The 12,367-nt window shown below is 50.0% G+C and carries 18 protein-coding genes and 1 pseudogene; 11 read left to right on the top strand and 8 right to left on the bottom strand.

Annotation, left to right across the window (positions count from 1 at the left end; genetic code table 11):
- Positions 1-11: 11 nt before the first annotated feature.
- The 5 genes from BFV65_RS21835 to BFV65_RS21815 all read right to left on the bottom strand — a co-directional run bounded on the left by BFV65_RS21835 (position 12) and on the right by BFV65_RS21815 (position 2,860).
- Positions 12-782, bottom strand: a complete 771-nt coding sequence (locus BFV65_RS21835) for a TraX family protein (protein ID WP_047716097.1) — start codon at positions 780-782, stop codon at positions 12-14.
- 346 nt (positions 783-1,128) lie between these two features.
- The gene (locus BFV65_RS21830) at positions 1,129-1,626 is read right to left on the bottom strand and encodes a hypothetical protein (RefSeq protein WP_047716095.1); all 498 of its coding nucleotides are present in this window, start codon (positions 1,624-1,626) and stop codon (positions 1,129-1,131) included.
- Between the two features lie 12 nt (positions 1,627-1,638).
- Entirely contained in the window at positions 1,639-2,133 is a 495-nt protein-coding gene (locus BFV65_RS21825) for a thermonuclease family protein (protein ID WP_047716094.1), read from the bottom strand.
- A gap of 59 nt (positions 2,134-2,192) precedes the next feature.
- Positions 2,193-2,552, bottom strand: coding sequence for a helix-turn-helix domain-containing protein (locus BFV65_RS21820; RefSeq protein WP_029403836.1), 360 nt, complete (start codon positions 2,550-2,552; stop codon positions 2,193-2,195).
- A gap of 5 nt (positions 2,553-2,557) precedes the next feature.
- Positions 2,558-2,860 carry a type II toxin-antitoxin system HigB family toxin gene (locus BFV65_RS21815; RefSeq protein WP_047716093.1) on the bottom strand — a complete coding sequence of 101 codons (303 nt, stop codon included), beginning with the start codon at positions 2,858-2,860 and terminating at the stop codon, positions 2,558-2,560.
- A 285-nt stretch (positions 2,861-3,145) separates the two neighbouring features.
- Here BFV65_RS21815 and BFV65_RS21810 point away from each other — a divergent pair, with 285 nt between their 5' ends.
- The 3 genes from BFV65_RS21810 (at position 3,146) to BFV65_RS21800 (ending at position 4,519) form a co-directional block, all read left to right on the top strand.
- Entirely contained in the window at positions 3,146-3,358 is a 213-nt protein-coding gene (locus BFV65_RS21810) for a hypothetical protein (protein ID WP_069597125.1), read from the top strand.
- A 108-nt stretch (positions 3,359-3,466) separates the two neighbouring features.
- Positions 3,467-3,715, top strand: coding sequence for a hypothetical protein (locus BFV65_RS21805; RefSeq protein WP_047353084.1), 249 nt, complete (start codon positions 3,467-3,469; stop codon positions 3,713-3,715).
- A gap of 501 nt (positions 3,716-4,216) precedes the next feature.
- Positions 4,217-4,519: a hypothetical protein gene (locus BFV65_RS21800; protein WP_047716092.1), complete on the top strand. Its 303-nt coding sequence runs from the start codon at positions 4,217-4,219 to the stop codon at positions 4,517-4,519.
- An 8-nt stretch (positions 4,520-4,527) separates the two neighbouring features.
- Here the strand turns inward: BFV65_RS21800 and BFV65_RS21795 are convergent.
- The 3 genes and pseudogenes from BFV65_RS21795 to BFV65_RS21785 all read right to left on the bottom strand — a co-directional run.
- Positions 4,528-4,884: pseudogene (locus BFV65_RS21795) on the bottom strand (permease); the annotation flags it as partial.
- 156 nt (positions 4,885-5,040) lie between these two features.
- Positions 5,041-5,583, bottom strand: a complete 543-nt coding sequence (locus BFV65_RS21790; RefSeq protein WP_047716089.1) for a sigma-70 family RNA polymerase sigma factor — start codon at positions 5,581-5,583, stop codon at positions 5,041-5,043.
- 117 nt (positions 5,584-5,700) lie between these two features.
- On the bottom strand, positions 5,701-5,883 hold the full coding sequence (locus BFV65_RS21785; RefSeq protein ID WP_025714552.1) for a hypothetical protein: 183 nt from the start codon (positions 5,881-5,883) through the stop codon (positions 5,701-5,703).
- 118 nt (positions 5,884-6,001) lie between these two features.
- Between BFV65_RS21785 and BFV65_RS21780 the strand changes: the two genes are divergently transcribed.
- From BFV65_RS21780 to BFV65_RS21745, 8 genes are all read left to right on the top strand, one after another.
- Complete coding sequence (locus BFV65_RS21780) at positions 6,002-6,355, top strand: metalloregulator ArsR/SmtB family transcription factor (RefSeq protein ID WP_025714553.1); 354 nt, start codon at positions 6,002-6,004, stop codon at positions 6,353-6,355.
- Positions 6,356-6,411: 56 nt separating this feature from the next.
- A complete protein-coding gene (locus BFV65_RS21775; protein WP_025714554.1) occupies positions 6,412-6,891 on the top strand; it encodes an arsenate reductase ArsC in 480 nt (159 codons plus the stop codon).
- Positions 6,892-6,915: 24 nt separating this feature from the next.
- The gene (gene arsD, locus BFV65_RS21770) at positions 6,916-7,308 is read left to right on the top strand and encodes an arsenite efflux transporter metallochaperone ArsD (RefSeq protein WP_047716088.1); all 393 of its coding nucleotides are present in this window, start codon (positions 6,916-6,918) and stop codon (positions 7,306-7,308) included.
- Positions 7,305-9,071, top strand: coding sequence for an arsenical pump-driving ATPase (arsA, locus tag BFV65_RS21765; protein WP_025714556.1), 1,767 nt, complete (start codon positions 7,305-7,307; stop codon positions 9,069-9,071). The genes arsD and arsA overlap by 4 nt, the downstream gene beginning before the upstream one ends.
- 40 nt (positions 9,072-9,111) lie before the next feature.
- A complete protein-coding gene (locus BFV65_RS21760; RefSeq protein WP_047716086.1) occupies positions 9,112-10,401 on the top strand; it encodes an arsenic transporter in 1,290 nt (429 codons plus the stop codon).
- Positions 10,402-10,458: 57 nt separating this feature from the next.
- Positions 10,459-10,887: a glutaredoxin-dependent arsenate reductase gene (arsC, locus tag BFV65_RS21755; protein WP_047716085.1), complete on the top strand. Its 429-nt coding sequence runs from the start codon at positions 10,459-10,461 to the stop codon at positions 10,885-10,887.
- A 72-nt stretch (positions 10,888-10,959) separates the two neighbouring features.
- Positions 10,960-11,469, top strand: a complete 510-nt coding sequence (locus BFV65_RS21750; RefSeq protein ID WP_047716084.1) for an arsenate reductase ArsC — start codon at positions 10,960-10,962, stop codon at positions 11,467-11,469.
- A 163-nt stretch (positions 11,470-11,632) separates the two neighbouring features.
- Positions 11,633-12,145, top strand: coding sequence for a phosphatase domain-containing protein (locus BFV65_RS21745; RefSeq protein ID WP_165764077.1), 513 nt, complete (start codon positions 11,633-11,635; stop codon positions 12,143-12,145).
- The last annotated feature ends 222 nt before the right edge of the window (positions 12,146-12,367 follow it).

Raw genomic sequence — 12,367 nt, 5'->3', positions numbered from 1 at the left:
GTCCTCCCTAATCAGGCGAAAGTATACTGTATCAGACCAATAATCCCCAGGTGGCCAGCGTAAGCATAGTAAAAGAAATTACGCGGCATGAAACGCTGGCGGCCTTCCGGACAGATTTCCCTGCAGAAAGAAACCACCACCAGGGGGAATACCATAGTAGGCAGCGTGGCCAGTAATAATGTTTCTGCGGGCATATCCAGTAGATGCGATAACCCGTTTAAACAAATCAGTGACAGCACGGCAGTGATGGCTGCCAGCCGCTGCACTCCGGGCATGCCGCTGCCTGATAAGGTTGACATACTGATGGCCAGCGTAATTCCTGCCAGCCCGTAGCTTGCCGGCTCCAGTGGCCAAATCATTAGGGCCAGAATCAGATATCCGGCGAGCATTCCTTTCCGGCCGTGCCGGTACTGCAGGGCAAGCAGCTGCGTGACGCCGGCAAATACGAACAGAATGTTCAGGGCCCACCAGGGCTGGTGATGCAGGAAGGCCAGGCTGAACACCGGCTGCGTAATGATTGCCCAGATCCACAACCGATTGGCTCTCTTCTGCAGTCGTTCCGGGGTGCGCTGTACGTTCATCGCCCATATAAGCGTGAACAGGGGGAAGGCCATCCGGCCAAGCGCATACATCACCGGCCAGGCTGGCGACAGAAACACCGTATTGGTGTGGTCGATAATCATGGCCAGAAGTGCGAGGAGCTTGACCATATCGAGAGCAGCGGGACTGAGCTGGCTGGCGTTCCGGATTTTGGGAAGAACGTCGGGTACTGAATGATTCATGCTGTATATTCCCCTGGCGACACGCGGTTAACAGCCAGCCCTGAACATAATGCCAGAATGCCCTGCCGGTTTGCGTTGTGACCCTGACCTTAAGTTTCTCCAGAATCTTGCGCACCGCAAATTCTGATTTATCACGCAGCACACGCATTGCGCCCGCCACATCCTTATTCTGAATACAAATACTTAAAATATGAAAATCGTTCACACCGCCCCCTTTCTTACTCTCTTATTATCGGCCGTGTGAATATTATATTTAGTGTAGAAGGAAGATTCCTAATAAATTTTTATGTTAGCACCATAAGTAATGTCACATTATTGACAATTTTAAATAACTCACGATAGTTTATTAATTATTTGCAGTATTCGCTGATGCCTTTTCCTTGACCAGAGCAAAATCTTCACGAATAGATTTTGCGGCTGGCTTCCACCCTTTAGCCCATTCCTCGTTCATACGGCCTTCACTGACAATCTTCAGGGTGATGGCATAAGGGGTGCGCTGAAGCTTCTTCGACAGCCAAAGTATATGATCATCGATTCTGTCATCCGGAATATCAGCAATAATCGAGTGAATAAGGTCCAGGTCCTCCGGTGCCCACGGTTTTCCGGAACGAGGAAAAACTTCATCCGGAAGGCGTGGTTTTTTTTCATTTTCTTCTTTTACCTGCTTTTTAGCTTCCTTTTCCGCAGTGATGAGGCGCTGCCGTTCCGTTAAGCCTCCCAGAGTTGCAACCGTCCTGACCATATTTTCGCGCTGCTCACGTGTAATATTAACTTCACCGCATATAATGGCATTTAACGTATCGACAAGAATTTCCAGTTTGCTTTCGGTTAATTTTAAAGTCATACAATAATCTCCTTAATTTTTATTCGTTTTTCGCACTTCCTGATGCAGACTACGCCAGCGCCAGGGCTCTGTCTGACCCGGTTCTGACCAGAGTCCGACTGACTGACGGCGGGCTTCGGCCTCCAGAACAGCGTAGTCTGACCGGGCGGGTTTTCCGTGGTACCGGTATGCCCAGGCCAGGCCTTTGCGTATCTGTTCGGCATTCACATCCGTCGCGCCAAGCCACACGGTACCGAGCAGACGTCCATAGCGATCCGTATCACTTCCGGTGACGGTTACATGCCGCTGAACCACCATCGATGAGAGTTCCTGACGGGAACGCTGGCCGAAGGGCTGACTCTTTTCCGGCGCATCGATACCGGCCAGGCGAACGCGCGTCAGTCGGTTTCCTGGATCAAGTATCTCAACGGTATCCCCGTCCAGCACGCGCACAATCCGGCCGCTGATATCTGCACTGGCCGAAAACGCCACAACGAACAGGACCAGTGAGCAGAACTTCCGTTTCATTATTTATTATCCCCGGTTGCATACCCTGCGGGTATTAATCTCGTAAATTTCAACTCGGCTTATCCTCCAACGAGGCTTTTTAAAGGAATGCCAAACATTGAATGTAATTTCCTGATCATGGGCAGCGTCAGATTACGTTTGCGGTTAAGCACTTCATAGACCCGGTTAGATTTTCCGATTGCTGGCTCAAGATCTTTTACCGTCAGCCCCTGCTGTTCCATCCTGAATTTAATAGCTTCAATCGGGTCCGGGGCTTCGATAGGAAAGTGTTTGTTTTCGTATTCATTAATCAGCACACACATGATTTCGAAAAAGTCTCCCTCCGGGGTATCGGCAGGAGGTTCGTTATCAAACATAGGCTCTACGGCGCGTAACGCGGCTTCATAGTCCTGTTCAGTTTTAATTGGTTTAATCTGCATAGGGTTTACTCCAGGCTGACAGTTTCAGCATCTATTTTGTCATATTCTTTATGCGTACCAATGAATTTGATAAACATCCATCCTCGCTGGTATGCAATCGCAACAATTAACCGATAGTCATTTCCCTTAATATTAAAAACCACTCGCCTGTTTTTCAGAATACTGGCACTGCGGTATTGTTCTTTGATTTCTGCCGGGGTTTTCCATTCAGCTTTAATGGCTTCATCTACCCAGGCTTTTAGCGGCTGCTCTGCATCGGGATTCGCCGTCCAGAAATCCCTCAGTGTCTTGATAGCGATTATCTTCATGTCATGATGATAGTCCCACTTTAGGACTGCATCAAGTTTTTTGTCCCGTTATGGGACTTGAATTTATCTGAAGATACAAGGGGCAGTTTGGAGACCGGAATTTTTTTTACGTTAAACGTATTATTTAACCGTTCGCGAGGCGTAACGGAATGATTTTGCGTCAGGGCTATCGCTTTTAAGTTAACGCCCTTGCGATATCGCAGTTGCGGTCCAGTTCTGCTGGCTGCACGGGATATGACCTGGTATATTGAGACAACAGCCAGGCGTTAATACAGGGATAAAACGATGGAAATCAAGGCGCAACAGTTTGTCACATCAACGGGACGACAGGTGCTTACCGACAACGGCCAGCAAGGTATGGGTGGCGTGGCGGGTATCGGCTCAACAACTGAAAAGTGTCAGGGACGCGTAGCTGAAGCGATTTTTGCGATCTGCGCGGAACTGGATAACGACCAGCTTAACGAGATCATCGATTGGATTAGGCTCTATCAGCGCTGAATACCACCATCAGGTATGTAACAGTTAAGTGATATACGAAGTGTAGGGATATTTTATGATTGGTGAATTAAAATCTCAGAGACAAACCATTGTGTATGGGAGGTCGCAATGAAAAACTGGACCAGAAACTTTATTGATGACATGAAGCATATCTGGCGGGAATTCAGGCGGGATATTGCTGAAACTAATGCTAAAAAAAACCTCAATGATGATGTGGCTGGCGTTAGCTATTCCGTTGACTGGAATAATGTACCTGATTTAGATCCGCGAAAGGCGGTTAACAACCTCGATAACTTCTACTCACGACAGTTAAGGGGAACGGATAATCCAGGTACGCGATATCAGCACAGGAACTAAATGTTTTGCGCATGCGCAAAATGCAGCTGAGTCTGCATTTTTTTGACTAAAAGCAATGTTCGAATGTTTTTGTTACCTCGTTTGCTGATGCCCAGCAATGTTGTAAACCTGGGGCCAACAGGCATTACGGTTATATTTTCGAAGAGCCAGTAGATGAAATATCTGGTGATATCCTTATCGATTTAGAAAATCTACCGCCAGAGATGAAGCAGACTATTCTTTTGCTCGTTAAAAATGCAGCTGACCGTGATGCGGCGCAGAAGGCGCTGTCCGGAAATAGCGGGTCAAGATCACTGCTGAATTGGCAGCATATCTTTTTAAACCCTACCCTTTGAAAATAGACTCACCATGTACGTCCCTCGGTTATACCATGCAGTTTGATACGAAAACAGATCAGTAAGTAGATTGCTATACGCCGGAGAGAAGTCAATTTTTCATGCACCGAACCTGTTTGGCCTGCAATGGAAGCAGGTATAATAATCACATACTAAGTAGGGCATTATGAATACATTTTTATACGTGCTTTTGGCCTGGATTGTTGTGCTTTTTATCGCCAACAAACTGCTCGCAAGACGTAAGCCCAAGACGGTTAAAATCCTGGTACAGCGCAACGGGAAAGACGCAGAGGTTGATGCTGTAGTGGTCCAGGGTTCAAAGAGAGCTAACAACGGTTCTGTAGCGGACAGCGACGCGGTAGATAGTTATTTTGAAATGAATCCTTACTCCCGCGAAAACCAGGCGAATGGTTGGGCTATGTTGGCCAGAGAGGGGTCAGTTTGGATATCGAAAATTATTGTACGTTAAGCTCATTTTATAAGGGGGGATGTGATGAGAAAGGCCATGGTAATCCCGAGGGGGATACCAGCCGAAGTAAACCCCAGAAATACCGGGATACTTGAGCAGGAACAGAACGGAGTAACGGCGCCAAAGCAGGAGCCCAGTAAATACCCCATTCCACGGTGCTTACCTGCAAGATAGTTTCTTACCCTCTCAATATCCAGCGAGGCCCGTAGTATGGCCACAAAGTAGATCATGACCAGCAAGAGAACGAAAATTTTGCTCACGTCTTCGACAAAAAAGTGGATCGCCTCCCCGAGTTTGGTTGCAGGACTCAGACTAAGGCATTCATAGACCAGCCAGGTGGCAAAATCAGTGAAAATCTGGAACATAACGGACAGGCCTCACGACGGTTGTTTTTCGGGAAGACGCTGTTTGACAGAAAAGGATGCAGTTTTTTTCGATTTATTTCATTTGCTGAGAAATGTTATTGAACAGGATTTCACTGCAATAGCTTATCGGTAACCCCAGAAGGGGAAATAGATTCTTCACTTGGGAGTGAAACAACATACCCGACCATACTCATCCAGTCTGATCTGGCAATTGCTGGAAAGTTTCCTATGCAGCCTATCCCTCGCCCGGGATAAACGCGATTTGGTTGCCGCAAGTGTCAGACCATTTCGGTCTGCAAACTCAGCCTGTTTCATCCCCTCAAGATCACAGAGCGTAAGGATAATCCGATCAGACTCTGCCATTTTATCCAGGATGCGGGGCAGACAACCAGCCAGTGAGTCGACAGTTTCAGGCGTATTATCCGGCAATGATAAATCATCGTGGAGAGGCATAAATGGACGCTGCTGGCGGCTTTTATCAATAAGCAGATGCCGGGCAACCTCAAACAGCCAGGCTCTGGCATTCACGATGGCACAGAATTTCCCATGTTGTCGTATTGCCCGGAGAAAGGTTTCCTGTATCAGATCATCAGCATCAGCCTCATTACCCACTTGTCTGAGTAACCAGCAAAGAAGTTCGTGTTCATGCTTCTTCCACGCCTTCATAAGGCAAGGCGGCGTGCTGTTCAGTTGCTCCATTTATGACTCTCTCGTTAAATACACCGCATAGCGGGAGGATATTGGTTCTGATGCTGTCGGGGATGGGGTCCGGGAACTGTCGGTGCCATGATGATGTGATGGACTGATAGCATCCGATCAGTTATCCACCTTTCGGAAACCTCTTCCTGCAACAGGGTATGCTGTCTTGTGTTCAGTATCATGTAGTAAACCGTCATGCGCAATACCATCAATTTCCGCGCATTCGGTTCCGGATAAAACGTCAAAAAAGCGGTCCGGAATCTGCCTGATAAGCCAGCTAATGACTTTTTCGATACGCATGTTAACCCCCTTTACTCAGCATCATAATTATAGATTGTAATATTCGATTTTTCGAATGTGTTGTTGACATGAATTCAGAGAGGACTAAGATGAAGCCGAACGAAACCATGGAGTATTTATGTCCCCAATCACCGCGCTTCAGCTTTTCAAAAATCTCTCGGATGAAACTCGCCTGAAAATCGTGCTGTTGCTGAGAGCGTCAGGAGAACTCTGTGTTTGCGAGCTTTGCGGAACGCTGGAGGAATCCCAGCCCAAGATATCCCGCCACCTTTCCATGCTACGGGAAAGTGGGCTGCTTATTGACCGCCGTGAGGGTAAATGGATCCACTATCGGCTTTCAGCGCACATGCCCGCCTGGGCGGCGGCAGTCATTGAGCAGGCTTATTTGAGCCAGGAAGAGGAAATTGCGCTTCTGGTCAGACGGGTTGCCCGTAACAGTTCCACAACCGGTGGCAGAGCGGTGTGTCTTTAACAGATATAAAAATTTATTTAAACATATATGATTTAACGAATTTATATGGTGACATTATGAATATACTATTTTTGTGTACCGGTAATTCCTGCCGCTCCATCCTGGCCGAAGCAACATTTAATGCGCTTTCACCGAAAGAGCATCATGCATTCAGCGCCGGCAGCCAGCCAAAAGGTGAAGTCCATCCCCGTTCCCTGGCTCTTCTCAGAATCAAAGAGATACCCACGGATGGGTACTACAGTAAATCGTGGGACAACCTCCCGGTGACACCTGATGTGGTGATCACGGTGTGCGGTAATGCGGCTGGTGAAACCTGTCCTGCGTATCTTGCTCCGGCAGTCAGGGCACACTGGGGAGTGGAGGATCCTGATAAGGCTACCGGGAGTGAACAGGAAATCGACGCTGCTTTCGAAAAGGCCTGGCAAATTCTTCATCACCGGATTGAAGCTTTTCTGTCGCTTCCGTCATCAGTCATTTCCGGCCCTGAAGAGCGTCTTCAGGCTGAACTGAACCGGATCGGTGAGACCATTTTTTAACTTAAACCTGAAGGAATAGAGATAATGAAAACACTGTCAGTATATGACCCGGCACTTTGCTGCAGTTCTGGTGTGTGCGGTACGGAAGTTGATCAGACTTTAGTGTCATTTTCCGCAGACGTGACATGGCTGAAACAGCAGGGTGTATCGGTGGAACGCTTTAATCTGTCACAGCAACCGATGGCGTTTGCTGAGAACCCGACAGTTAAAGCCTTTCTTGAACGCTCCGGCGCTGAAAGCCTGCCATTGATTTTGCTGGATGGCGAGTTCGTCCTGTCCGGGCGCTATCCGACGCGCCAGGATCTGGTTCGCTGGTTTGGGATTGTTGAGGAGAAAGCTGGTAGAGCTCTGGTAAAAAGCTGTGGCGGCGGCAACACTTCATGTTGCTCAACTCAGCCGGACAGGAGCCCATCGTGAACTATCTGAACAGTATTCCGAAGTTTCTCTTTTTTACCGGGAAAGGCGGGGTCGGAAAAACCTCGCTTTCCTGCGCAACGGCTATTCGTCTTGCTGATGAGGGAAAACGTATCCTGCTGGTCAGTACCGATCCGGCGTCAAATGTGGGGCAGGTTTTCGGGCAGCAGATCGGTAATACCCTGACGGTCATCTCTGCCGTCCCTGGACTCACAGCGCTTGAGATCGATCCGCAGGCGGCTGCACAACAATATCGTGCCCGCATCGTTGATCCGGTTAGAGGCGTTCTTCCCGAAGAGGTGGTGCGCAGCATTGAAGAACAGTTATCCGGTGCCTGCACAACAGAAATTGCTGCCTTTGATGAGTTCACCGGCCTGCTGACCGATGACGCGTTACTGAATGATTTTGACCATGTGATTTTTGATACCGCCCCTACAGGACACACCATTCGCCTGCTCCAGCTGCCGGGAGCCTGGAGCAGTTTTATCGAGACAAATCCTGACGGTGCGTCCTGCCTTGGTCCGCTGGCCGGACTGGAAAAACAACGGGAACGCTACTCGCACGCCTTATCGGTACTGGCAGACGGGGAAAAGACACGGGTAATTCTGGTCGCCCGCGCTCAGCAGTCAACGCTGGCTGAAGTCGCCCGCACGCATGATGAACTGCTGCATGTCGGTCTGAAGCACCAGTACCTGGTGATAAACGGGATGATGCCGGCCGGAGAAGCCTCACAGGACAATCTTGCCAGTGCGTTGTACCAGCGAGAACAACGTATTCTTTCCGGAATGCCGCCGGTACTTACCGCACTACCGACTGACAAGTTAAGCCTGCAGCAGGAAAATCTGGTTGGAGTGAAGGCGCTTCGGCGTCTGCTGGACAAAGATAACATCCCATGTGTATCAGCTGATGCGATATCACGCTCTGAGGTCATCTCTGCACCGTCCCTTGAAATGCTGGTTGATGATATTGCCAGGGACGGACATGGTCTGGTGATGTTGATGGGCAAAGGGGGTGTGGGAAAGACCACTCTGGCCGCTGCTGTCGCCGTGGCGCTTGCAGACAAAGGGTTTGATGTTCACCTGACCACCTCCGATCCCGCAGCTCACCTTGAAAACACCCTGAACGGACAATGCCATAATCTCCAGGTCAGTCGTATCGATCCGCATACGGAGACAGAGCGCTACCGGGAACATGTTCTTGCCACGAAAGGAAATGCTCTGGACACACAGGGACGCGCGTTACTGGAAGAAGATTTACGCTCTCCCTGTACGGAAGAAATTGCCGTGTTCCAGGCGTTTTCCCGTGTGATCAGGGAAGCCGGGAAGCGTTTTGTTGTCATGGATACAGCCCCGACGGGCCATACCCTGTTGCTGCTTGATGCGACGGGTGCCTACCATCGTGAAGTGGCCAAACGGATGGGAGATAAGGGACATTATCTGACACCAATGATGCAGTTGCAGGATCCTGAGCGGACCAAAATTATGCTCGTTACCCTGCCTGAAACTACCCCAGTTCTGGAAGCCGCCGGTTTACAGGAGGATTTGCGCCGGGCCGGGATTGAACCCTGGGCATGGCTCATCAATAACAGTCTGGTCGCAACAGAGACAACTTCACCGCTGTTATTGACGAGGGCCGCACACGAAGCTACTCAAATCAATAAGGTCAGGACCGAGCTGGCCTCTCGTATGGCGCTGATCCCTCTGCAACAGGAAGCGCCGACGGGTATTGAGCAACTGCAACGTCTGATCCGTCAGGCGGAAAAATAATAAAGAAGGGCGGGTATCGTTCTGCCCGACAGGAGGTTTTATGTGGCTGGCTGCAGCTATTTTTATTCTGACCATTGTACTGGTCATCTGGCAACCCCGCGGACTGGGAATTGGCTGGAGTGCGATGCTCGGCGCCGCACTTGCACTGATTTCAGGCGTGGTTCACGTCGGTGATATTCCGACCGTCTGGCATATCGTCTGGAATGCGACGGCAACATTCATTGCGGTCATTATCATCAGTCTGTTACTCGACGAATCGGGTTTCTTTGAATGGGCTGCTCTGCACGTCGCACGCTGGGGAAACGGGCGCGGACGCTGGTTGTTTACCTGGATTATTTTACTGGGTGCTGCGGTAGCGGCCCTGTTTGCCAACGACGGAGCGGCGCTGATCCTGACACCTATCGTAATTGCCATGCTACTCGCTCTGGGATTCAGTAAAGGCACAACGCTGGCGTTCGTCATGGCAGCAGGGTTTATCGCGGACTCCGCCAGCCTGCCGCTCATCGTTTCGAACCTGGTAAACATCGTCTCGGCAGATTTCTTTAAACTCGGGTTCAATGAATACGCGTCAGTTATGGTGCCGGTTGATATCGCTGCCATCATTGCCACACTGGTGATGCTGCATCTGTATTTCCGCAAGGATATTCCTGCAACCTATGAAATCTCCCGTCTGAAAGCACCTGAAGAAGCTATCCGCGATCTGAACACCTTCCGGACAGGCTGGGGCGTACTGGCTCTATTGCTGATCGGGTTCTTTGGTCTTGAACCTCTGGGGATCCCCGTCAGCGCAGTTGCTGCTGCCGGGGCACTTATTCTGTTTCTTGTCGCCAAAAAAGGACATGCGATTAATACCGGAAAGGTGCTTCGCGGAGCCCCCTGGCAGATTGTGATTTTCTCCCTGGGTATGTACCTGGTGGTCTACGGGCTGCGTAATGCCGGACTGACTGACTACCTGTCAGCCGTACTTAATCAGTTTGCCAGCCAGGGGCTGTGGATGGCCACGCTGGGCACGGGCTTCCTGACCGCCTTCCTCTCCTCGATCATGAATAACATGCCAACCGTCCTGGTGGGAGCACTGTCTATTGATGGCAGCACGGCGACCGGGGTGATCAAAGAGGCCATGATTTACGCCAATGTTATTGGCAGCGATCTGGGACCCAAAGTCACCCCTATCGGCAGTCTGGCCACCCTGCTGTGGCTACATGTACTGGCGCAGAAAGATATCCGGATCTCCTGGGGATATTACTTCCGGGTCGGCATTGTAATGACCCTGCCCGTGCTGTTTGTGACGCTTGTAGCCCTGGTATTACGTTTATCCGTTTCGTTGTGATTAACCTGGCTCCGGTCGTCACGGACCTGTGCCCGTCAAACCTGAAGAGAGTGATTTATGAGCGCAATTACGATTTATCATAACCCGGCCTGCGGTACGTCCCGTAATACCCTCGAGCTGATCCGCAACAGTGGTGTGGAACCCATGGTCATTTTATACCTTGAGACACCGCCAGCGCGTGCTGAGCTGGTCAGGCTCATCGCTGATATGGAGATCAGCGTGCGTGCCCTGCTGCGAAAAAATGTGGAGCCTTATGAGCAACTGGGCCTGGCAGAGGATAAATGGAGTGACGATGAGCTGATTGATTTTATGCTGCAGCATCCCATCCTGATCAATCGTCCTGTTGTGGTCACACCTGTGGGTACCCGGCTGTGCCGTCCGTCTGAAGTGGTGCTGGATATTCTGCCGGACGCACAAAAGGGAGCGTTCAGCAAAGAGGACGGCGAACAGGTGATTGATGCCCAGGGGCAGCGTGTCGTGAAGTAATTCCAGCGGTCGGGCTGTCAGCACCTGAGCGGCCCGATCATACCTTTCCGGCCTGACAGAAGGTAAGCCGCGATGATGAGTAAAACATACAATGTCCTGTTCCTGTGTTCCGGGAATTCGGCACGAAGCCTGTTTGCTGAAGTGCTGATGAACCAGCTCGGCGGGGGAAAATTCCGGGCATTCAGCGCCGGTACTCAACCGGCCAGTTCACCTCACCCGCTGACGCTCAGGGTGCTTAACGATCAGGGATTCAGCACTGAAACGCTGAAAAGTAAACACCTGCAAACTTTTCAGCATCCTGATGCTCCGCGAATGGATTTCATATTTACGCTGTGTGACAGAATGGCAGGAGAAGGATGTCCGGTGTTCCCGGGTGGCCCCATAACGGCTCACTGGGGCTTTCGGGATCCGGCTTTAGCAGAAGGAACGGATGAGGATAAATACCACGCCTTCGTGGATGTTGAAAAACAGATAGCTACACGCATCCGGCTTTTTTTGAGTCTTCCCCTGGATAAAATCGACCGGCTTTCATTCCAGAATCAGTTGCAGGCAATGGGGAATGCTGGATCTGACGCTCATTGATCAGGTCCTACCGACGCATGCTGGATGAGAAGCTGAAAAACGCTGCCCAGCCACAACTCGTTACAGTCGCTTATGATGGCACGTCAGGGGATATCGCTGTCGATACGGACCATATGGATGGTGATTCAAGCCCACAGTATTAATCAGGTTAATAGAAATATGCATGGAGTCTTTATTGATGTTTCATCCTTTTGATATTCTCACCTTAGACAATGGCGCTAAGCTGATTTTTACCCCTTGCCCCGGAACAAAAGGCGTTCCCGTTGCTGATTCCTTAAAAACATTAAAAGAAGCCGGTGCGCAGGCCGTTATCACCATGATGACACTGGCTGAACTTGCTGAACATCAAGCTGATGCACTCCCGTCTCTTTGTGCTGAACTTCATATGGACTGGTTTCACCTTCCCGTTAAGGACAGTTGTGCACCTGAAGAGCCGTTTGAACAGGCATTTACCCGACAGAAAACGAGTCTGCTGACTTTAGTCAAATCAGGTGTGACGATGGCAATCCATTGCCACGGAGGGTCTGGCCGGACAGGTATGATGGCCGCCATTCTGATGCTTGAGTCAGGTTATGCGCCAGCGCAAGTGAAAAAACAAATCAAGATTATCAGGCCGAGATCGCTGACTTCTCCGGTTCAGGTTAATTATCTTAATAAGCAATACGGTTACGAATAACAGCGCCTTTCTCAACGGGCATACCTGACAGACAACAGGGTTAACCATCAGAGGAAACTAAAATTTCCCCTGATGGTTATTGACCTCTACCTTTCAACTGACCGATACCAACAGGCTCTTTATATTGCATGGTGCCACCACCGGAAGCTGTATACAGTTGCAGATATTTTTCTTATCCTTCATTTCTGTAATTCTGGAAATATAGTATTGAAGCAAGTGCCC

The organism is Enterobacter hormaechei subsp. hoffmannii, from assembly GCF_001729745.1.
Lineage (GTDB): Bacteria > Pseudomonadota > Gammaproteobacteria > Enterobacterales > Enterobacteriaceae > Enterobacter > Enterobacter intestinihominis.
This window is presented reverse-complemented; position numbering and strand designations above follow the sequence as displayed.

Coding starts and splice junctions, on each gene's coding strand:
- BFV65_RS21745 (WP_165764077.1), top strand. CDS start 11,633: ATGGAGTCTTTATTGATGTTTCATCCTTTTGATATTCTCACCTTAGAC.
- BFV65_RS21815 (WP_047716093.1), bottom strand. CDS start 2,860: ATGAAGATAATCGCTATCAAGACACTGAGGGATTTCTGGACGGCGAAT.
- BFV65_RS21830 (WP_047716095.1), bottom strand. CDS start 1,626: ATGACTTTAAAATTAACCGAAAGCAAACTGGAAATTCTTGTCGATACG.
- BFV65_RS21835 (WP_047716097.1), bottom strand. CDS start 782: ATGAATCATTCAGTACCCGACGTTCTTCCCAAAATCCGGAACGCCAGC.
- BFV65_RS21805 (WP_047353084.1), top strand. CDS start 3,467: ATGAAAAACTGGACCAGAAACTTTATTGATGACATGAAGCATATCTGG.
- BFV65_RS21785 (WP_025714552.1), bottom strand. CDS start 5,883: ATGCGTATCGAAAAAGTCATTAGCTGGCTTATCAGGCAGATTCCGGAC.
- BFV65_RS21780 (WP_025714553.1), top strand. CDS start 6,002: ATGTCCCCAATCACCGCGCTTCAGCTTTTCAAAAATCTCTCGGATGAA.
- BFV65_RS21810 (WP_069597125.1), top strand. CDS start 3,146: ATGGAAATCAAGGCGCAACAGTTTGTCACATCAACGGGACGACAGGTG.
- arsD (WP_047716088.1), top strand. CDS start 6,916: ATGAAAACACTGTCAGTATATGACCCGGCACTTTGCTGCAGTTCTGGT.
- BFV65_RS21800 (WP_047716092.1), top strand. CDS start 4,217: ATGAATACATTTTTATACGTGCTTTTGGCCTGGATTGTTGTGCTTTTT.
- BFV65_RS21790 (WP_047716089.1), bottom strand. CDS start 5,583: ATGGAGCAACTGAACAGCACGCCGCCTTGCCTTATGAAGGCGTGGAAG.
- arsC (WP_047716085.1), top strand. CDS start 10,459: ATGAGCGCAATTACGATTTATCATAACCCGGCCTGCGGTACGTCCCGT.
- BFV65_RS21760 (WP_047716086.1), top strand. CDS start 9,112: ATGTGGCTGGCTGCAGCTATTTTTATTCTGACCATTGTACTGGTCATC.
- BFV65_RS21825 (WP_047716094.1), bottom strand. CDS start 2,133: ATGAAACGGAAGTTCTGCTCACTGGTCCTGTTCGTTGTGGCGTTTTCG.
- BFV65_RS21750 (WP_047716084.1), top strand. CDS start 10,960: ATGATGAGTAAAACATACAATGTCCTGTTCCTGTGTTCCGGGAATTCG.
- BFV65_RS21820 (WP_029403836.1), bottom strand. CDS start 2,552: ATGCAGATTAAACCAATTAAAACTGAACAGGACTATGAAGCCGCGTTA.
- BFV65_RS21775 (WP_025714554.1), top strand. CDS start 6,412: ATGAATATACTATTTTTGTGTACCGGTAATTCCTGCCGCTCCATCCTG.